The sequence below is a fragment of the Chryseobacterium sp. FH1 genome, from assembly GCF_000735135.1.
Taxonomy (GTDB): domain Bacteria; phylum Bacteroidota; class Bacteroidia; order Flavobacteriales; family Weeksellaceae; genus Epilithonimonas.
Genome location: NZ_JPLZ01000005.1, coordinates 136,245 through 154,623 on the forward strand (window position 1 = coordinate 136,245; position 18,379 = coordinate 154,623).

Annotated in this window: 20 protein-coding genes; 10 read left to right on the forward strand and 10 right to left on the reverse strand. The window is 37.4% G+C overall.

Features of this window, described 5'->3' with window-relative positions; all coding sequences use genetic code 11:
* The first annotated feature begins 6 nt into the window (after positions 1–6).
* The 4 genes from IO90_RS06360 to IO90_RS06375 all read left to right on the forward strand — a co-directional run bounded on the left by IO90_RS06360 (position 7) and on the right by IO90_RS06375 (position 6,270).
* On the forward strand, positions 7–789 hold the full coding sequence (locus tag IO90_RS06360) for a T9SS type A sorting domain-containing protein (RefSeq protein WP_034965076.1): 783 nt from the start codon (positions 7–9) through the stop codon (positions 787–789).
* Between the two features lie 210 nt (positions 790–999).
* On the forward strand, positions 1,000–2,316 hold the full coding sequence (locus IO90_RS06365) for a T9SS type A sorting domain-containing protein (protein WP_051878364.1): 1,317 nt from the start codon (positions 1,000–1,002) through the stop codon (positions 2,314–2,316).
* Positions 2,317–2,362: 46 nt separating this feature from the next.
* Positions 2,363–5,011, forward strand: coding sequence for a pectinesterase family protein (locus tag IO90_RS18315; protein ID WP_051878368.1), 2,649 nt, complete (start codon positions 2,363–2,365; stop codon positions 5,009–5,011).
* A gap of 230 nt (positions 5,012–5,241) precedes the next feature.
* Positions 5,242–6,270 (forward strand): LacI family DNA-binding transcriptional regulator, encoded by a 1,029-nt coding sequence (locus IO90_RS06375; RefSeq protein ID WP_034965078.1) that lies wholly within the window; start codon positions 5,242–5,244, stop codon positions 6,268–6,270.
* Positions 6,271–6,331: 61 nt separating this feature from the next.
* On the opposite strand, the gene IO90_RS06380 is transcribed toward IO90_RS06375, so the two are convergent.
* The gene (locus tag IO90_RS06380) at positions 6,332–6,997 is read right to left on the reverse strand and encodes a head GIN domain-containing protein (RefSeq protein ID WP_034965079.1); all 666 of its coding nucleotides are present in this window, start codon (positions 6,995–6,997) and stop codon (positions 6,332–6,334) included.
* 127 nt (positions 6,998–7,124) lie between these two features.
* Between IO90_RS06380 and IO90_RS06385 the strand changes: the two genes are divergently transcribed.
* From IO90_RS06385 to dnaJ, 3 genes are all read left to right on the forward strand, one after another.
* Entirely contained in the window at positions 7,125–8,669 is a 1,545-nt protein-coding gene (locus tag IO90_RS06385; protein WP_034965081.1) for a S41 family peptidase, read from the forward strand.
* Positions 8,670–9,022: 353 nt separating this feature from the next.
* Positions 9,023–9,562, forward strand: coding sequence for a nucleotide exchange factor GrpE (locus IO90_RS06390; protein WP_034965083.1), 540 nt, complete (start codon positions 9,023–9,025; stop codon positions 9,560–9,562).
* A gap of 68 nt (positions 9,563–9,630) precedes the next feature.
* Entirely contained in the window at positions 9,631–10,752 is a 1,122-nt protein-coding gene (gene dnaJ / locus IO90_RS06395) for a molecular chaperone DnaJ (protein WP_034965085.1), read from the forward strand.
* Positions 10,753–10,971: 219 nt separating this feature from the next.
* On the opposite strand, the gene IO90_RS06400 is transcribed toward dnaJ, so the two are convergent.
* On the reverse strand, positions 10,972–11,619 hold the full coding sequence (locus IO90_RS06400) for a metal-dependent transcriptional regulator (protein WP_034965086.1): 648 nt from the start codon (positions 11,617–11,619) through the stop codon (positions 10,972–10,974).
* Between the two features lie 108 nt (positions 11,620–11,727).
* On the opposite strand from IO90_RS06400, the gene IO90_RS06405 reads away from it, so the two are divergent.
* From IO90_RS06405 to IO90_RS06415, 3 genes are read left to right on the forward strand one after another with little or no spacing between them, the layout of a single operon-like run.
* Positions 11,728–11,982: a type II toxin-antitoxin system Phd/YefM family antitoxin gene (locus IO90_RS06405; protein ID WP_034965087.1), complete on the forward strand. Its 255-nt coding sequence runs from the start codon at positions 11,728–11,730 to the stop codon at positions 11,980–11,982.
* Entirely contained in the window at positions 11,982–12,239 is a 258-nt protein-coding gene (locus tag IO90_RS06410; RefSeq protein ID WP_034965089.1) for a Txe/YoeB family addiction module toxin, read from the forward strand. Before IO90_RS06405 ends, IO90_RS06410 begins: the two co-directional genes overlap by 1 nt.
* A 19-nt stretch (positions 12,240–12,258) precedes the next feature.
* The gene (locus IO90_RS06415) at positions 12,259–13,290 is read left to right on the forward strand and encodes a threonine aldolase family protein (RefSeq protein WP_034965091.1); all 1,032 of its coding nucleotides are present in this window, start codon (positions 12,259–12,261) and stop codon (positions 13,288–13,290) included.
* Between the two features lie 198 nt (positions 13,291–13,488).
* Here the strand turns inward: IO90_RS06415 and lgt are convergent, their stop codons facing one another.
* The 8 genes from lgt to IO90_RS06455 all read right to left on the reverse strand — a co-directional run bounded on the left by lgt (position 13,489) and on the right by IO90_RS06455 (position 17,524).
* On the reverse strand, positions 13,489–14,346 hold the full coding sequence (lgt, locus tag IO90_RS18595; RefSeq protein WP_034965325.1) for a prolipoprotein diacylglyceryl transferase: 858 nt from the start codon (positions 14,344–14,346) through the stop codon (positions 13,489–13,491).
* Positions 14,347–14,769: 423 nt separating this feature from the next.
* Positions 14,770–15,006 carry a membrane protein insertion efficiency factor YidD gene (gene yidD, locus IO90_RS06425; protein WP_034965093.1) on the reverse strand — a complete coding sequence of 79 codons (237 nt, stop codon included), beginning with the start codon at positions 15,004–15,006 and terminating at the stop codon, positions 14,770–14,772.
* A 130-nt stretch (positions 15,007–15,136) separates the two neighbouring features.
* On the reverse strand, positions 15,137–15,418 hold the full coding sequence (locus IO90_RS06430; protein ID WP_034965094.1) for a GNAT family N-acetyltransferase: 282 nt from the start codon (positions 15,416–15,418) through the stop codon (positions 15,137–15,139).
* A 2-nt stretch (positions 15,419–15,420) separates the two neighbouring features.
* Positions 15,421–15,819, reverse strand: coding sequence for an OsmC family protein (locus IO90_RS06435; protein ID WP_034965096.1), 399 nt, complete (start codon positions 15,817–15,819; stop codon positions 15,421–15,423).
* Positions 15,820–15,821: 2 nt separating this feature from the next.
* Positions 15,822–16,034 (reverse strand): (4Fe-4S)-binding protein, encoded by a 213-nt coding sequence (locus tag IO90_RS06440; protein WP_034965098.1) that lies wholly within the window; start codon positions 16,032–16,034, stop codon positions 15,822–15,824.
* Positions 16,034–16,561 (reverse strand): NADPH-dependent FMN reductase, encoded by a 528-nt coding sequence (locus tag IO90_RS06445; RefSeq protein ID WP_034965100.1) that lies wholly within the window; start codon positions 16,559–16,561, stop codon positions 16,034–16,036. Before IO90_RS06445 ends, IO90_RS06440 begins: the two co-directional genes overlap by 1 nt.
* Positions 16,562–16,578: 17 nt before the next feature.
* A complete protein-coding gene (locus tag IO90_RS06450) occupies positions 16,579–16,896 on the reverse strand; it encodes a GNAT family N-acetyltransferase (protein ID WP_034965103.1) in 318 nt (105 codons plus the stop codon).
* A gap of 172 nt (positions 16,897–17,068) precedes the next feature.
* Positions 17,069–17,524, reverse strand: a complete 456-nt coding sequence (locus IO90_RS06455) for a hypothetical protein (RefSeq protein WP_034965104.1) — start codon at positions 17,522–17,524, stop codon at positions 17,069–17,071.
* Positions 17,525–18,379 lie beyond the last annotated feature (855 nt).

An 18,379-nucleotide genomic window follows, 5' to 3' on the forward strand; every position in this document is an offset into this window, starting at 1 on the left:
TTTATCATGAAAAAATCATTACTTCTTTTAGCATTTGCAGTTGTTGCTACTGTAGGAAACGTAAAAGCTCAGACTACTTGGGATTTCTCTAGCTCTGCTTGGCCAGTTACTGCTGGTGAAACTTCGGCTGTTGTGAAAAACAATCTAGGACTTGTTCCCGGACCAGCAACGGTTGTAAACTTTGCACAGATCGAAGCTAACACAGCTAGTTTTCCAGATGGTTATTCTGCAACAAAACGTTTCAAATTGAATGGAGGTGGTTATACTTCTACGGGAGTTAATACGACGCCAACACAACGTTACATTGTAATCAAAGTTAACGGTAATTCACTAGTTAATGTTTGGTATAAAAACGGAGGTGGTAACGATCGTACTTTATACATCGGAACTGGAAGCTCTATCCTTTCTTCAAAAACTTACTCTAACTCATCAGATGGTTTGATCCACACTTACGAGTACGTAGGTCCTGCAAGAGATCTTTATATCTACGGAGATACTTCTCTTAACATCTACAAAATTACTGCTACCAATGTTGGTACAACAGTTTTGGGTGTGAACGATGTGAGAAAAGATATGAAAGCTGCAGTTTACACTTCTGGTAACAAAGTTTTCTTGTCAAGCCTAGAATCTAAAAACACTCAAGTTAACGTTTTCAATGCAAACGGATCTTTGGTTAAAACTCTGAATACTTCTGCGGACTCAAACTTCGAATTGAACAACAAAGGTTTGTATATCGTCAATCTTAAATCTGAAGCAGGTGAAAAATCTGTGAAAGTAGTGATCAGATAAGATTCGCAACTGCAGAAAGATTTAACAGTTTATATGAATTAAATTTTTCATTAATAAAGTTTGATGAAACCCGTTTTCATCAAACTTTTTTTTTCTTTTTTTTTAAAATAAGGTAATTATAATTAATTATCAATCAGATCATTACAAGTATTTGGCTTGTCAATTTCCGTATTTCAAATAGTATTTCAATAACATAGAATCTAAAATATAATGAAAAGATTATTTCTTTTGTCCGCATTGATGATGATGTCGGTTTTTCAAACAAATTTAAACGCGCAATGTCCAGCTTACGGTTGGGCGTCGGAAAGTGGGGGCGTAACTGGTGGTGGAAGTGCGATACCAACTGTTGTAACTACTTATGCAGAATTGAGAGCAGCAGTCAACAATGCTAATGTGAAGGTGATTCATGTTTCTGGTACAATCACGTTTGGTGCTGGAGGTAGATTGACGTTGAACAATCAAAACGGAAAATCCATTTTGGGATTGGCTGGTGCAAGATTGATTTCGACAGATATGTCACCTACTGGATCCGGAATCTTAACCTTAAGAAACAGTTCTAACATCTTGATAAAAAACATCACATTCGAAGGTCCAGGTGCTTACGATGTAGATGGAAACGATAATATGACAATCGATCAATGTACCAGAGTTTGGGTAGATCACTGTACTTTTGAAGATGCGCTGGATGGAAATCTTGACATCAAAAATGCATCAGACCTGATCAGCATTACATGGACAAAATTCCAATACCTAAAACCTCCGATTCCTGGTGGATCTGGCGGAAGCAATGATCATAGATTTTCCAATCTTTTTGGATCTGGTGATGATGCAACGCAGGATGATGGAAAGCTGAGAATCACAATGCAAAATTGCTGGTGGGCAGATGGCGTGAGAGAGAGAATGCCGAGAGTGAGATTTGGACAAGTGCATTTGTTGAACAATTATTTCAGCAGTGCGAATAACAACTATTGTATTTACGCAGGTTTCAAAGCTAATCTTTTGATCGAAGGTAATTATTTTGAAAACGTTAGAAATCCAATTCGTTTGGAAGCTGGAAAATTTACAGCGGCGCAATTGGTGGATAATATTTTCACGGGAGTAAGCGGAACAATGGCTGGCTCCGGAATGGCTTTTACGCCTCCGTACACTGTTAATAAAATTGCAACTCAAGATGTGAAGCAAACAGTTATGGCGGGCGCAGGGGCAGTTCTTCTTCAACCAACGGATTGTCTTTTCTTGGCAACTGGCGAAGTGGCTTCTAAAATAAAATCGGAAGCTAAAGTCTATCCGAATCCTGCTAAAGATCAACTTTCTCTAAAAGTTTTCTCTAATGAGAATAATAGTCCTGTTCAGATTACTGTAACTGATTTCACTGGAAAAAAAGAAGGCGTTGTTTACAGAGGAACATTGAAAAAAGGCGATAACACCATCGATGGGATTTCAATCAAAAACTTGAGCAAAGGTGTGAAATTATTTGAAGTGAAAACCAATGATAATTCTTACGTTCAAAAAGTGATTGTAAAATAAATTTTCAGATTAATACCATTTCATTACATAATTATCCTAATTAACTATGAAAAAAAATATAATCTTCCCAACAGCGCTTTTGAGTGCCGTGATGATTTTCGGAATCGGAAAGGGTTTTTCGGTTTTGTCGGAATCATCAAATTATGATGTGAAAACTTCATCAAACAAAAATTTGAGCGAAGTTGTTCATCAAAAAGATTCTAAAAAAAATAAAACAGAATCAAAGTTTTTTGAGCCTCAGCCGGCTTCTGTCATTTGGGGTTTGATTTCTAATATCACAGATAAATCATTGGAAGGCAATTTGGAATCAAGTCTCAGCTTGTCTTCTGGTACGATGTCCAGCGGTGTTCAAACCAAAATAGATTTCACAGGCGATGGAACTACAGATAGCAATATCGTTTTCTGGCAGTATGATGGTATTACACCTACGACAAATGTTTGGACTGCAACTCCCAATACAGCAACAGTTAACGAAAATTTGTACGTTCAAATTGAAGTCAACGCGACCAATAATGGAACTTTTACCATCAATAAAGTTGAAGGTCTGATTGGTGCTTCCGGAACAGGAAATATGTATTATCAGGCTTTTTATAGTCAGGAGGCAAATTTTTCAAATAAGGTTCAAATCCAGTCTGCTACCAAATTGACACAAAATGCTTCCATCCCTTTAAATGCGACACTTAGCACGCCGGTGATTATTACGGGAGCTCAAAAGTTTTATTTAAGATTTTATCCTTACATCGCTTCTAACACGACCAACAAACAATTTGGAATTAGAAATCTTAAAATTTCCGGAACTATGGAAGGCGCAGTTGCAAATCCTGCAACAGTTTCTACCACTGCTGTTTCTTCTATTTCGACAACAACGGCAGTTTCTGGTGGCAATATTTCCAGCAATGGAGGAGGCGCTATTTCAGAAAGTGGCGTAGTTTGGAGCATTAATGAAAATCCGACAATCGCAGATTCTAAAACCACAGAGAATGCAACTACAGGAACATTTGTCAGTTCTTTGAATGGGTTAACTGCCGGGACAACTTATTACGTTCGTGCGTATGCAACCAATGGAGCGGGCACTTCTTACGGCTCTCAGGTTAGTTTTACAACTTTGGCAAATATCGTAGCGCCAACTGTTTCAACGACTTCTCAATCTCAGGTAACGAATAAATCATTTGTGGTTTCTGGAAATGTTTCCGATTGGGGTGGTGCAGATGTAACGGATAGAGGTGTGGTTTATTCCAAATCTAATAATACGCCAACTCTAGAAAATGCTACAAAAGTTTCTACTGGAACAGGATTGGGAATTTTCTCATCTTATGTTCACGGCGCAGACGCATCAACTTTATATTACGTAAGAACTTTCGCAACCAATTCTGCCGGAACGTCTTACGGCTCAACAGCAACGGTTACAACAAAAGCTACGGAACCAGACGTTTTAAAAGTTATTAGCAAAGATGGAACTGGCGATTACACAACGGTTCAGTCTGCTTTCAATGCAGTTCCGGATAATTATACAGGAAGATGGATCATCCATATCAAACCAGGAACTTACACAGAAAGGCCAACTTTGGCAGCGAATAAATCCAATGTATTTTTAATTGGTGATGATGCGCTAACTACAATAATCACGAACAATGTTTCTGCTGGAACTTTGGATGGAAACGGAAATCCTTACGGAACTTCTAATTCTCAAACATTGGCAATTCTTGGAAATGATTTTACAGCTTCCAAAATTACAGTATCCAACACGTTTGTGAACTCAACTGCAAACGCTCAAATTAACGGAAATACTCAGGCTGTAGCACTTAAAACGCAAGGCGACAGACAAGCTTTTTACGATTGCAGAATCTTGGGATATCAAGATACTTATCTTGGAAATAGCATTGGTAGAGCTTATTTCAAAGATTCTTACATCGAGGGAAATGTCGATTTTATTTTTGGACGTCAGACGGTGGTTTTTGACCATTGCACAACTTATATCAATAGAAATAACAGCGTTGTGGTCGCACCTTCTACGGAAGCAAGCACCAAATTTGGATTTGTGTTTTTAGATTGCGATTTGACTGTTCCAGCTGCTGGAACAACAGATTTCAATGGAACGGTGATCAGTAATTTCCATTTTGGTCGTCCTTGGCAAAATCGTCCTAAAGCAGCTTTTATCAGAAGCCAAACTCCTGCGATGCTAAATCCAGTTGGTTGGACAACTATGAACGCTGGTCTCAGCCCAACTTTTGTAGAGTTTGGAGGAACTGGAGCAGGAGCGACGCCTGAGAGATTAGCTTTGAGGGAAAATGAAGGTGTTGTGATTAATGAAACTCAAGCGCAAGTTTACACAATTGAAAATGTTTTCAGAAAAGAGACAGATCCTTCTTTTGTATTTGATTGGATGCCGGAATCTTCCGTCAATATTGATTTTGAAACTTTGTCAGTCGATGATATCAAAGAAGCAAAATTGAGCGTTTATCCAAATCCGTTTACGGATAAGGTGACGATTGCTTATGGTTTGAAGACGGGTTCTGATGTTTCTTTTTTGATTTATGATTTGAATGGAAGAATCGTTAAAAATATTCAAAAGAGCAATCAGAAATCGGGTATTAATCAGTTAACCATCGAAACCAGATATTTGAAAACCGGAATTTACTTCTACAATTTGAAATCAAATTCTGGACAGATTACGGGTAAATTAATCAAGAAATAAAAAAGAATTCACATAGAAAAAGCCAAATTCAATCATCTGGATTGGCTTTTTTTCTTATTGATATTTTAATAATTTAGGATTAATGGAAAATTATTTTTAAGCGTAATTAAATTAATCTAAGATTATGATAAGTTCCTAAAAATGATAACTGTTTTTGAGAAAATTTGAGATGAAAAACCCATAATGACAGTGATTTATTTATATATTTACAACCATTCAGATTCGAATATATGACAAAGAAGAATACGACAATTTATGACATTTCCAAAAAACTGAATGTAAGTGTGGCGACGGTTTCCCGAGCGCTAAACAACCATCCAAGGATCAGCCAGGCAACCAAAGAATTGGTGGTAAACACGGCAAAGGAAATGGATTACAAACAGAACAATTTGGCCAAGGCCCTGAAAAGTGGTGAGACCAAAACTGTCGGCGTCATAGTTCCATATATCAATACCAACTTCTTCTCGTCTGTGATTCGCGGAATCGAGGAGGAATTGTCTCCACACGGTTATCGCGTGATCATTTGTCAAAGCCACGACGACGCAACAGTGGAAAAGAAACAACTGAATACGTTGTTGCACACACAGGTGGATTGTATTTTTATTTCAATATCCAAAAATACCTCGGATGTAGAATATCTGAAAAAAGTAGTCAGCACAACCAACACACCAATTATCTTCTTCGATAGAAAAAAAGATGTTCCAGGCATCAGCACGATTACGATTGATGACCACAAAGGTGCATATTTGGCTACCGAACATTTGATCAATGAAGGCTATAAGAACATTTATCACTTTTCCGGAGATCAGAATCTGGAGATTTATCAAAATAGATTAAGTGGTTACAAAAGTGCTTTAACGGATTACAAACTTCCCGTCATCGAAGAAAATATCATCAATACAGGAAGTTCCATTGAAGAAGGAATCCACGCAATGAAAAGCGTTTGGAAGCGAAAGATAAAGCCAGATGCGATATTTTCTGCTTCGGATTTTACAGCGTTGGGTGTTTGTAAGGAAATCAAAAATATTGGATTACAAATGCCAAAAGATATTGGCGTCATTGGTTTTAGTAATGAGCCTTTCACGCAGTTTATGGAATTGTCGATCAGCTCGGTGGATCAAACGCCCGTGATGATGGGAAAGGTTTCTGGTAATGTTTTCTTGGAAAGCATCAGGGATAATTTTTCAGGAATTACCATCGAAAAGAAATTGGTGCTCTCGCCAATGCTTTGCGTTCGGCAATCATCCAAAAGAAAATAAAAAAAAAGGCTTGTTTCAATTTGAGACAAGCCTTTTTTGTTTTTAGGAATTATGCTGATTCTTAATGATAAATAATTTTTCCACCAGCAATTTTCTTATCGTTTTTGGATTTTGGTTTTCCGTAGATATCGATTATTCCGCCAGCTCTTGTAGTTGCATCTACAGATTCGTTGGCGTTTACAGTTGCTTTTCCGCCCGCATTTGTTGTGATGCTTGTGATTTCTGTTTGCAAAGTTTGGCCGTCATATTTTGCGCCCGTGTTTACGATGACAGATTGTGAATTTGTATTTCCGGACAACTTCAAAACTGCACCGGTGTTGACTTTCGCGTCGATGACGTTTGCATTTACACTTAAGTCTATCAATGAGCCTTCATTAGATGTCAATCCCAACTTCGAAGCTTTAACAATATCATTCGATGTGATTTTCGAACCTTGGCTCGCTTGGATGTCGCTGATGTCTGTGTAGTAAAGCAAGATTTTGACATCGTCGCCTTGTAATAGTTTGGTAGGTTTCATTCGGATTCTGAGTTCGTTTCCGGAGTTCACCAATTCTACATCATTCGCCATCGTTCCTGTCACTTCAGCTTTGTAGGAGTCTGATGAAACGAGTTCAACGGGAATTTTATCAAACACTTTCAGTTGCGTGAAAGCTATGATCTCTTTCGTCTGAGCAAAAGAAAACTGAGAAATAAAAAATGCTGAGGTAGCAAAAATTATATTTTTCATAATGTAATTGTTGATTTAGTAACACAGACTTCTTACAAATCTAAAACCACTTTTTGTTATAAAATGTTAAAGTTGAAAGCGCTATTAAAATGTTTGTTTTAAAAAACTTAATTTTAATCCCTCATCTATGCAAAAAACATTTATTCTCTCCCTATTTATAATCATTTTTTCTTGTCAATCTGTCAGGAAGAACAATCTGTTTTTGGACAAGAAAATCTCAGTTTCCGAACTCAGAAAAGATGTGGATTACACTTATAAGAAACTTCAAAAATTCCATCCCAATCTCTATTGGTACATTTCCAAGGAAAAGCTGGACCATAAATTTGACAGCCTCAAAACAACCATCAAAGAACCTTTGGCGCCGAATCAGTTTTTCTTCAAACTCGCTCCTGTCGTGGCAAGTGTTAATGAAGGTCATTTGCGATTAAGGTCCATCAGCAGGAAATATTCCAAAGCCGAGCAGAAAGAATTAAAATCGAAGAAGCAGTTGTTTGCATTGATGGATTATAAGATCATCGATGATAAACTATTCGTCACAGAAAACAGAGAGAATTTTGGCAAGATAAAAACAGGCACTGAAATTCTCAAAATCAACGATGAAGATGTTTCAGATTTGGTGAGAAAATATCGAAAACTCTACAGTTCCGACGGGGAAAATCAAACCTTTCAAAAATATTTTATGAATCTCACATTCTTCAATTATTACACTTTGGAGAATAGTTATCTGGACAGCGTAAAACTCCAAACGCTTTGTGACAACGTGATAGAAGATGTCCATCTCAAAAGGCAAAAGAAGGAAACCAAAGAAGTTACCGAAGAGAAAAAGTTACCAAAAATCACTGCAGATCAAAAACTTCAGGATTACAACGCCATTTCCAAGACCTACAACAGAAGTTTCAAATTCTTAAAATCCGACAGCACCGTCGCCTACATCAAAATAAAATCTTTTTCTGCCACGCAAGCCAAAAAGTTCTACGACCAGACGTTCAGAAAGATCAAAAACGCCAAATCGGAATATCTCATTATAGACGTCCGCGACAATCTGGGCGGTTCGCTTTCCGAAATTAACAATCTGTATTCCTACTTGACGGACGAAAAATTCACCTTGATAAAAGTCCCAGAAATGACCTCCAAAACTTCGGGGATGCATCAGAATTATTTCCGTGGACAATCTGTGTTTACATCCATTCTGAGTGCGCCGGCGTATCCGTTTTTCTTGGCGGGCAACTATTTTCTCTCTTCAAAAAAGGACAAAAGATATTACTTCAGAGAATTCGCGTCAAGACCTACAAAACCGAAGGAAAATGCTTTCAAAGGCAAGATTTATGTCCTCGTGAACGGCGCTAGTTTTTCCGCGTCGTCCATCCTTTCCGCAAAACTGAAGTACGAAAAAAGAGCCGTCATCGTAGGCGAAGAAACCGGTGGTGCGCACGACGGAACCGTTGCAGGCGTCAACAACACGGTCATTTTGCCCCACTCGCATCTCACGCTCCCGATTGGCCTTTTCCTCATCCGCCCAAACATCGAGTTCGAAAACAAAAACCGAGGTGTCGTTCCCAATTTCTCGGTTGATCCCAACTTCGAAGACCTTTTTGGCAAAGAAGACAAAATCCTAGACTGGACTTTGGAAGACATCGATTTCCGGAATTCCATCACCAAAAAATCGAACTAAAATTTGGGCGTGCCCTTCGCCACCGCAATCCCGCACCTCAGGTCGCGCTGTCCGTTACTATCTTTTTGTCTCCACCATTTGTCTATCCGATAGAGCGCACCCAAAGACAAAAAGGATATCCACTACCATCGCTCACGCGCTTCGCAAAAGCCGAACATTCCACATTCCACATTCCACATTCCGAATTCCAAATTTTGAATCTCCCACTCTCAAACCCTCCAACTCTCAAACCCTCCAACTCTCAACTCTCACACGCAACAACTCTCAAAACCCTCCAACCCAATCTCTGCCTAATTGTCAAAATACCACGATTGGCAAAAGAATTGAGAAATGTACTTTGTAAAATTACCATTATGGAAGAAAACAAAGATATACACGAGGAAAACCTGAATCAAGAAACGAATTCGACAGAAAATCCAGAAACGGAAAATCAAGAAAATGTGTCACAAAAACCGACGCCAGAAGAACTTTTGGCAGAAGAAAAAGACAGATACATCCGTCTCTACGCAGAATTCGAAAACTATAAAAAAAGAACGCTGAAAGAAAAGAACGATTTCTATTTGTACGCTTCCCAAGATTTGATGACCTCAATGCTTGGCGTTGTAGATGACTTCGAAAGAGCCATCAAAGAAATCTCCAAAAGTGGCAACGAGTCCGAATTCAAAGGCATCGAATTGATCTATCAAAAATTGAAAAGCAAATTGATAGACAAAGGTCTGAAAGCCATCCACGTAGAGCAAGGCGACGCTTTCAACGTAGATTTGCACGAGGCTATCACCTCGATTCCTTCGCCATCAGAAGATCTAAAAGGTAAGATCATAGATGTAGTGGAAACTGGATATCAACTTCACGAGAAAGTGATCCGTTTCGCAAAAGTAGTGACAGGAAACTAAAATTTATTAATGATAAAGTTAATTGGTCAGAAGATCAATTATCATTTATCACTTATCAATTATTTATTATGGCGAAGCGCGATTATTACGATATATTAGAAGTTAGCAAATCAGCAAGTGCTGACGAGATAAAGAAAGCCTACCGAAAAATGGCGATCAAATTTCACCCAGACAAAAATCCGGGTGATAAAGAAGCAGAGGAAAAATTCAAAGAAGCGGCAGAAGCATATGAAGTTCTAAGCGACGACAACAAGAAAGCTAGATATGACCAATACGGTCACGCTGGTGTTGGCGGTGCAGCAGGTGGCGGATTTGGCGGAGGCGGCTTCGGAGGCGGAATGAATATGGAAGACATCTTCAGTCAGTTCGGTGATATTTTCGGCGGTGGCGGATTTGGTGGTGGTCAGCAAAGACAGCAGCAGTCTCGTGGTTCTAATCTTCGTGTCCGCATCAAATTGAACCTTGAAGAAATGATCTCCGGAACTCAGAAAACCATCAAGGTCAAAAAAATGAAGTTGGCAAAAGGCGTGACTTCCAAGACTTGTCCTACTTGTGGTGGAAGTGGCGTACAGGTGAGAATGATGAACACGATGTTCGGACAGATGCAAACGCAAACAACTTGTGGCACTTGCCAAGGTGTTGGAAAAGTAGCGGACAAGATCCCTGCTGGAGCTAATGCACAAGGTCTAGTAAAAGAAGATGAAGAAATCACGATCAATATTCCGGCTGGTGCAAGAGACGGCATCCAACTGAATGTAAGAGGCAAAGGAAACGACGCGCCACTTGGTGGAATGCCTGGTGACCTTTTGGTTGTGGTAGAAGAGGAAGTGGACAAAACCATCAAGCGTGAAGGCGACAATCTTCATCAGGAATTGTATGTTTCTTTCGCAGAAGCGGCTTTGGGAACAACTAAAGAAATCAACGTGGTTGGTGGAAAAGTGAAAATCAAAGTGGATGAAGGAACTCAGTCTGGCAAAATCCTAAGATTAGCTGGAAAAGGTCTTCCAAACATCGAAGGTTATGGTGGAAAAGGCGATATGTTTGTTCATATCAATGTCTGGACGCCACAAAAACTGACGAAAGAACAAAAGGAATTCTTCCAAAAACAATTGGAAAACGGCGATATGAACGCCGAACCAACCGGAAAAGAAAAAACATTCTTTGAGAAAGTAAAAGATATGTTCAACTAGATAAAAAGAGACTCTGTTTTGAGTCTCTTTTTTATTACAATAACTATCCCTAAAACTCTGAAAGAGTTTAACAATAGTAGCCGTGCGTGCAACGCATGGAAAGGGCCAATGATAATAGGAAACCCTGAAAGGGTTTAACAATAGTAGCCGTGCGTGCAACGCATGGAAAGAGCGAATGATAATAGGAAACCCTGAAAGGGTTTAATTGGAAATTGTAATTTACTTCACCAACAACCTCTCACAAACTGTCTTGCTAAAATTCTCTTCGCGCCCGTTGTAAGCAATCAACATCGATTGGTCAAAACCTTCGATTTGCAAGATTTTCAATTGTGTTCCCAAGCTCAAGTCTCTTTTGTTAAGGAAATTCAGAAAATCTTCTGATGATGTTGTGACGGAAGCCAATTCTACGGTTTCATTTTCCTTGCATTTGCTCAGTTTTTTGTGATCAGGCTGAATGACGTTTCCATCTTTGTCAGGAATAGGTTCGCCGTGAGGATCCATTTTTGGATAGTTCAGAATCTCATCCATTTTATCAAAAAACGCATCGGAATGGATATGTTCCAATTGTTCCGCGATTTCGTGGACATTCTCCCAGCCAAATCCCATTTTTTCTACGAGAAACATCTCTGTTAATCGGTGTTTTCTAACGATGAGCGACGCTTCTTTTTTTCCAGATTCTGTGAGTTTTATGGGTTTGTACGATTCATATTTCACCCAGTTTTTCTCCGCAAATTTCTTTACCATACTGTTGACAGAAGGCATTTTGATGTTGAGTTGTCGGCTGAGGTCGTTCACAGAAACTTCATCATTCTCATTCACAAGATGATAAAGTGCTTTTAGGTAATTTTCTTCGGTCAAGGAATTCATATTTCAAAATTAAAGAAAAGTTAGAAGTAAATCAAATTTTGACTAACAATATTATCATTCAAATTTTGTAGAATTGTACGTATATTTGTACAAAATAAAATACAAAATATGTTGATTGCCAATATCTCTGATTTTAGAAAAGACATCAAATCTTATCTGGACAAAGTCTCAAAAAATTTTGAAACCTTGATTATCAACCGTGGAAAAGACAAAGGAATTGTCGTGATGTCTCTGGATGAATATAATTCCTTAATGGCAACAAACTATGAATTGTCGTCTAGAAAAAATGAAGCAAGATTAGACTCAGCCATTGAAAAACTGAAAGGAAAAAACTCATTTTCAAAAGATCTAATTGAAGAATAATGAGATATGTTTTTGTGGATGAATCCTGGGAAGATTATCTTTACTGGCAAAGTACGGACAAGAAAAAGCTCAAGAAAATCAATGAATTATTAAAAGATATTGCCAGAAATCCTTTCGATGGAATCGGAAAACCTGAACCGTTGAAGCATAAATATTCTGGGTTTTGGTCAAGAAGAATTGATGATGAACACCGATTAATTTATAAATATGAAGACGATGAAATCCAAATTGCGAAGTGTAGATTTCATTATGATTAAATAAAATAGCAGAAAGAAAATGAAGAAATATTCCTTTAAAAATGATTACTCCGAAGGTTGTCATCCCAATATTTTAGAAGCGTTGATTAAAACAAACCTCGATCAACAAAATGGCTACGGCTACGATGAGTATTCTGATGAAGCGAGAGAATTGATTAAGAAAAAAATCAATAATCAAAATGCTGAGATTTACTTTGTGAGTGGTGGAACGCAAGCGAATCTTTTGGTAATTTCTTCAATTCTTCGTCCTCACGAAAGTGTGATCTCGGCTGAAACTGGACATATCTTTACCAATGAAACCGGCGCGATAGAAGCGACAGGGCATAAAATCCACGGCGTTGTAACGGATAACGGAAAGCTTAAACCAGAACAGATTCAATTGGTTTTGGATTCTCATACCAACAAGCCTCATCAGCTGAAACAGAGGTTGGTTTACATTTCAAATTCCACAGAAATTGGGACAATTTATCAAAAACAAGAGTTGACGGAATTGTATGAATTTTGTCAAGCAAATGATCTCTATCTTTTTATGGACGGCGCAAGATTAGGACAAGCTCTGACTACTGAGATCAACGATTTGACTTTGGAAGATGTTGCCAATTTCACAGACATTTTCTATCTCGGCGGAACAAAAAATGGAGCGCTTCTCGGCGAAGCAATTGTGATTACCAACGACAATGTGAAGGAAGAATTCGGTTTCCACGTCAAGCAAAAAGGCGCTTTGTTGGCAAAAGGTAGATTGCTGGGAATTCAGTTTTTGGAGTTGATGAAAAATGATCTTTATTTTGACTTGGCCAAGATTTCCAATGTTCAGGCAATGAAAATCAAATTGGCTTTTCAAGAAAAAGGATTCCAGTTTTTATCAGAGACTTTTACCAATCAAATATTCCCAATTCTAAACAATTCTCAAATCGAAAAGTTGTCTGCGAACTTTGATTTCTATGTTTGGAAAAAGATGGATGTAGAGAATTCCGCAATTAGAATAATAACTTCCTGGGCGACTTCTGATGAAGTTGTAGAATCTTTTATTAATGAAATTAAAGCTTTGTAAATTTACTTCCTGTTGATATTTCATTTTTAATTAATTTTTGTCTGCCACAACCCTAAAGGAGCAAAAATCAATTAAAAATTCTATCAAAATTACTCCCTTTAGGGTTGGGGAAATAATTTTGATAGAATTAAAACTGACTTTTAAAAGTTATTGAAATTCAAACATAAAAAAACTCCCAAAATATTGGGAGTTTTTATTTTATACGGTTTGCTCTTTCGGAAGTTTATATTTTTTAGAAATAATCATAATTACCGCTCCTGCAATCATAAACGGAATACTCAAAATTTGACCGGTATTAAGTCCTGCAAAACTGATGATCTCGTCGCCTTGTGGCTCCTTCAAGAATTCTACAAAGAATCTGATGGCCCAAAGAATAATGAAAAATAAGCCGAACAACCAACCTTGTTGATATTTCTTATCGGTTTTTCTGTACAAGAACCAAAGCAAAAAGAACAGGCAAACATATCCAAATGCCTCAAACAATTGCGTTGGATATCTCGGGATTGTCACGCCATATTCTGAACTTTGTTGTGGGAAAAGCAGAGCAAATGGTGAAGAAGGATTAATCGGTTTTCCTAAAATTTCGGAGTTGAAAAAATTTCCCATTCTCACAAAAGCACCGCCAGAAGCCACTACAATCCCGATTCTATCATACACCCAAAGCGGATTCTTCTTGATGATTTTGATGCTGTAATATAACGTTGTCGCAATCACCATAATCGCTGCGCCGTGACTGGCCAATCCGGAAAATCCTGTGAAATGCAAACCGCCTCGCGTGCTGATTGGCAAAAATACACTTAGGAAATCTTCCTTGAAAAGTTCGGGCTGATAAAAGATAACGTGTCCCAATCTCGCTCCCAGAATAGTTCCGAGCAATGTCCAAGTGAAAAATGGCTCCAGATATTTCTCGTCAACGCCATCGATTTTGAAGATTTTTGCCATAATGAAATAGCCTAATCCAAAGGCCAAAATGAACATTAGACTGTAAAAATGTAGCATTACAGGGCCTAATTTAATTCCTTTGATTGGATCCCAAATTTTGAAACTTGTTTCCAATTCCACATTGTCACTAGCTTTGAGAACACGATTGGACTTTAAAAGATATTTAAAATTCTCAATATTTTTCTGATCCAGATTCGCATCTACAGGTTTGAAATCCTTGTCCAAAAACTGAAAATTGAAAGCTTTGTATTTCAATAATATATTTTGGATAGATCCCAATTGTTGTGCAGATTCTGCTGTGATATTATCTTCATTTAGGATGACCAATTCATTTGGAACAGTTCGCGAAGCCTCGTCGTACAAAAGTGTTGTATTTTGCGTTGCAAATATTTTCACAGCAACACTCTCCGAGTTATTTATTTTCAAAATGCCGTCAGAAAGTCCAGAGGTAGAACTTTGCGAAGATACCAATTGGAAAAATCCAACAAAAAGGATGAGATAAAATCTTAGAAAAATATGATTCATTGATAGGTAATTTTAATGTTGTTTTGGTGGCACAGGATCATAGCCTTCGCCTCCCCAGGGATGACAGCTCGCAATTCTCTTCATCGCCAGCCAGCTACCTTTGATAAGTCCATGAACTTTCAAAGCCTCCAAAGTGTAATGCGAACAAGTCGGATCGTACCGGCAATTCTTCCCCAAAAATGGCGAAATAGCGAGTTGATAGAACTTTATCAAGACCACAATCGGAAAAGTGAGGATTTTGTTGAGCATAATTTAAGCTATGCAAAAATAGCAGAAAAATCGCAATGGAACTGAATTAGCATCATTTATTTGATTCAAAACAAAAAAGCGTTTCCAATTTTGAAACGCTTCTAGATCAATTATCATTCATCATTCATTCCTAAAGCACATCTCTAATTTCTTCATTCTTTTTGAAAGTCGCTGTTGCAAAAGGACAAAGCGGGATGATTTTCAGATTGTTTTCTCTAGCAAATTCTACCGCTTTATAAACCATTTCTTTCCCAACGCCTTTTCCGTTGTAAGCTGGCTCTACTTCTGTGTGATCGATGATGATTTTGTCTGCTCCAGCCCAAGAATAGGTCATTTCGCCAGCTTTAGTTCCGTCAAAAGTTGCAATGAATTCGCCTTTTGTTTCTCTATTAATTTGTTTTATTTCTAACATTTTTATGATATTTTGGTTAAGATTTCTATGTTGTTGGTCAAGATTTTATGGATAGGACAAGCGTCTGCGATTTTGAAAAGTCGATCTTTGATGTCTTCACCTATTTCTGAAGTTCCAAAGTCTATCACTCTGCAAAATTGAGCACTTTTTGTTTGAGGATAATTTTCCAAATCCACTTCCACATTGATCTGCGGAATGTCCCAACCTTTTCTGTCGATGTACATTCTAAGTGTTGCAGCGGTACAACTTGCGAGTGATGTTGCCAAAATTTCATAAGGATTGAAACCTTTGTTTCCGCCACCTTGTGCTAATGGTTCATCTGTTATCAATGTGTTTTCTCCGGCAATCACTTGTGTGTAATACTTGTCTGTGCCTAATGTAGCTTTTACCTTGACTCCCATTTTTACGAATTTAATTGATAGCTTAACGCGCCAGACGGACATTTTTCAATCTGTTCCTTCAAAGCTTCGGAATTTGCATTTTCTGTTTTTATCCAGGGTCTTTCTTTCGGATTGTAAACTTTCGGAAGCATTTTTACGCAAACACCTGCGTGGATACAGACTTTTGGTTTCCAGATGATGGTGATTTCTCCCGCCTGATATTCGTGGGTTTCCATTAGATTTGATTTTTAAAGTTTTCGATTTTTAGATTAATTTCGTTCAGCAATTCCGGATTGATGATCCCATTTTCGAGATCGAAATTCTCATAGAACTTTGGAAGGGAAAAAGTTTCTTTGATGTCCGCTCCAAACTGCGGGAAAAATTTCGATGCCTCTGCCATTACGTTTCCTCCACCATAACCGCCAGGAGAAGTGGTCATCAAAAACATCGGTTTGTTTTGGAAAACCTTTACATTGATCCTGGAACACCAATCAAAAATATTCTTGAAAGCAGCGCTGTAAGATCGGTTGTTTTCTGCCAATGAACAGATTATGATGTCAGATTCTTCTATGTTTTTAAGAAATTGATAAGCTTCATCAGGAAATCCATTTTTCTCAAGATCTACGGAGAAAACCGGCATTAGATAATCATTAAGATCAATGAGGTTGATTTCATCATCAGGAAAGTTTTTCAAAACAAATTTCACAAGTTGTTTGTTGATGGAAGTGGAAGAGTTACTTCCCGCAAAGGCAAATATTTTCATAGTTTTTATTTTTTTAATTAAAGTTTGTCGTAAGCACCGAATGTCTCATCAACAATCGTTTTCCATTCCGGGTGCTTTTTGATGAAGGCGAAAACGTAAGGGCAAAATGGCAACAACTTTTTACCGCCTTCTTTGATGTATTCCAAAGTTTTTTCTACAACGGCACCCGCGGCGCCGGTTCCTGCCAATTCTGGCTCAGCTTCTGTGTGTACCAATGCGATTTGATTTTCGGTTTCGCCATAATTGATGAATGCAAAGTGTCCATCAATTTCGATTTCGAAACGTTTTTTGGATTCGTTTTTTACAAGTGGGATATATTCAAATTGAGTTTTCATAAGTAGAAGTTTTGTTTATTAAAGTTAGTCATTATTTATTTTTCAAAATTATACAAACAGAATGCTTTGGAAATTGATGTAAGATATGTTCGCTAATTCATGCTTTAGAAACACAAAAAATCCCATGAAAATTAATTCACAGGATTCTCAGGTTAACAAAAATAAATAATTATTAATATGATTCCATTCTGCTAGAATGTATAAAATTCGATATTTCTTTGAATTTAATTGATTGGTTTTCTGGAAGTTTGCCCAATCTGTAGTAAAAACTTTTAATTCCCTTTCTAGACCTGATGCTGATAAGTAGAATATAATTGAGAATCCCTTTTTCGGCTTTCACAGAAATCACTTTTTCCAATGGCAATTCCAAAACAGGATGGTCGCTTTGCAAAAGTGGATGTCTGTACTTTACAGAGAAGATGTGCTCCGAAACTTCCATAGAAAAGATTTTTAGGGTTGCAATTCTCCAAATGCAAAATACAAAGATCAATGCAAAAAAGATATACAAATACTCATCTGAAATATATGAGAATTTGGTGGAAAAAATCAAAAGTATGAGGTCTAAGATCAGAAGAAAGAGAAACCCGTACATTGTAAAGATAACCTCTTTTCTATTGTTTATTTTCATTTTTTAATTTGTGTTTTTAATTCAAAATTGGAATTTCGTAAAATGGCTTCAGGTTTTTAAGTATCATTTACAGAGCCTTTCGGCTCTGTAATTTTGATACCTTGGGTTTCATCATTTGTGTTTAAAGAATCTAACTAACAGTGGTTTCATCATTTGTGCTTTCAGAATCCGATTTCATCATTTTGCTTTTAGAATCTTTTTTTTGTCTTTGTTTTCTTAAGTATCATTTACAGAGCCTTTCAGCTCTGTAATTTTGATACCTTGGGTTTCATCATTTGTGTTTAAAGAATCTAGCGAACAGTGGTTTCATCATTTGTGCTTTCAGAATCCGATTTCATCATTTTGCTTTTAGAATCTTTTTGTTTTTGTGTCTTTGTTTTCTTAAGTATCATTTACAGAGCCTTTCGGCTCCGTAATTTTGATACCTTGGGTTTCATCATTTGTGTTTAAAGAATCTAGCGAACAGCGGTTTCATCATTTGTGCTTTCAGAATCCGATTTCATCGTTTGTGTTTTTAGAATCTTTTATGATTTGTGTCTTTTTTTTAAGCATCCCTTACAGAGTCTCTCGACTCTGCAACGCGATACTCAAGGTTTCATCATTTGTGTCTTGTAATCTTTTATTATTGCAATTTCATCATTTGTGATTTTAGAAACGTCTGCAATTTTTTTGGCTTCATCATTTGTGTTTTCATAACCAAGTTTTTCAAATTAATAATTACTTATTTTTATGGGATAAATAATTAGCTTCTTTGTTGGGACAAAATTAGTACGATTTGAAATATTAAAGTGAAAATTGGCTTAGATATACATCGGTAAGCTTGTAGATATTTATCTACAAAAAAGACTTACCATT

Bases quoted from the DNA above. Each gene is read 5' to 3' on its own strand.
- IO90_RS06360 (WP_034965076.1), top strand. From the start codon at position 7: ATGAAAAAATCATTACTTCTTTTAGCATTTGCAGTTGTTGCTACTGTA.
- IO90_RS06365 (WP_051878364.1), top strand. From the start codon at position 1,000: ATGAAAAGATTATTTCTTTTGTCCGCATTGATGATGATGTCGGTTTTT.
- IO90_RS18315 (WP_051878368.1), top strand. From the start codon at position 2,363: ATGAAAAAAAATATAATCTTCCCAACAGCGCTTTTGAGTGCCGTGATG.
- IO90_RS06375 (WP_034965078.1), top strand. From the start codon at position 5,242: ATGACAAAGAAGAATACGACAATTTATGACATTTCCAAAAAACTGAAT.
- IO90_RS06380 (WP_034965079.1), bottom strand. From the start codon at position 6,997: ATGAAAAATATAATTTTTGCTACCTCAGCATTTTTTATTTCTCAGTTT.
- IO90_RS06385 (WP_034965081.1), top strand. From the start codon at position 7,125: ATGCAAAAAACATTTATTCTCTCCCTATTTATAATCATTTTTTCTTGT.
- IO90_RS06390 (WP_034965083.1), top strand. From the start codon at position 9,023: ATGGAAGAAAACAAAGATATACACGAGGAAAACCTGAATCAAGAAACG.
- dnaJ (WP_034965085.1), top strand. From the start codon at position 9,631: ATGGCGAAGCGCGATTATTACGATATATTAGAAGTTAGCAAATCAGCA.
- IO90_RS06400 (WP_034965086.1), bottom strand. From the start codon at position 11,619: ATGAATTCCTTGACCGAAGAAAATTACCTAAAAGCACTTTATCATCTT.
- IO90_RS06405 (WP_034965087.1), top strand. From the start codon at position 11,728: ATGTTGATTGCCAATATCTCTGATTTTAGAAAAGACATCAAATCTTAT.
- IO90_RS06410 (WP_034965089.1), top strand. From the start codon at position 11,982: ATGAGATATGTTTTTGTGGATGAATCCTGGGAAGATTATCTTTACTGG.
- IO90_RS06415 (WP_034965091.1), top strand. From the start codon at position 12,259: ATGAAGAAATATTCCTTTAAAAATGATTACTCCGAAGGTTGTCATCCC.
- yidD (WP_034965093.1), bottom strand. From the start codon at position 15,006: ATGCTCAACAAAATCCTCACTTTTCCGATTGTGGTCTTGATAAAGTTC.
- IO90_RS06430 (WP_034965094.1), bottom strand. From the start codon at position 15,418: ATGTTAGAAATAAAACAAATTAATAGAGAAACAAAAGGCGAATTCATT.
- IO90_RS06435 (WP_034965096.1), bottom strand. From the start codon at position 15,819: ATGGGAGTCAAGGTAAAAGCTACATTAGGCACAGACAAGTATTACACA.
- IO90_RS06440 (WP_034965098.1), bottom strand. From the start codon at position 16,034: ATGGAAACCCACGAATATCAGGCGGGAGAAATCACCATCATCTGGAAA.
- IO90_RS06445 (WP_034965100.1), bottom strand. From the start codon at position 16,561: ATGAAAATATTTGCCTTTGCGGGAAGTAACTCTTCCACTTCCATCAAC.
- IO90_RS06450 (WP_034965103.1), bottom strand. From the start codon at position 16,896: ATGAAAACTCAATTTGAATATATCCCACTTGTAAAAAACGAATCCAAA.
- IO90_RS06455 (WP_034965104.1), bottom strand. From the start codon at position 17,524: ATGAAAATAAACAATAGAAAAGAGGTTATCTTTACAATGTACGGGTTT.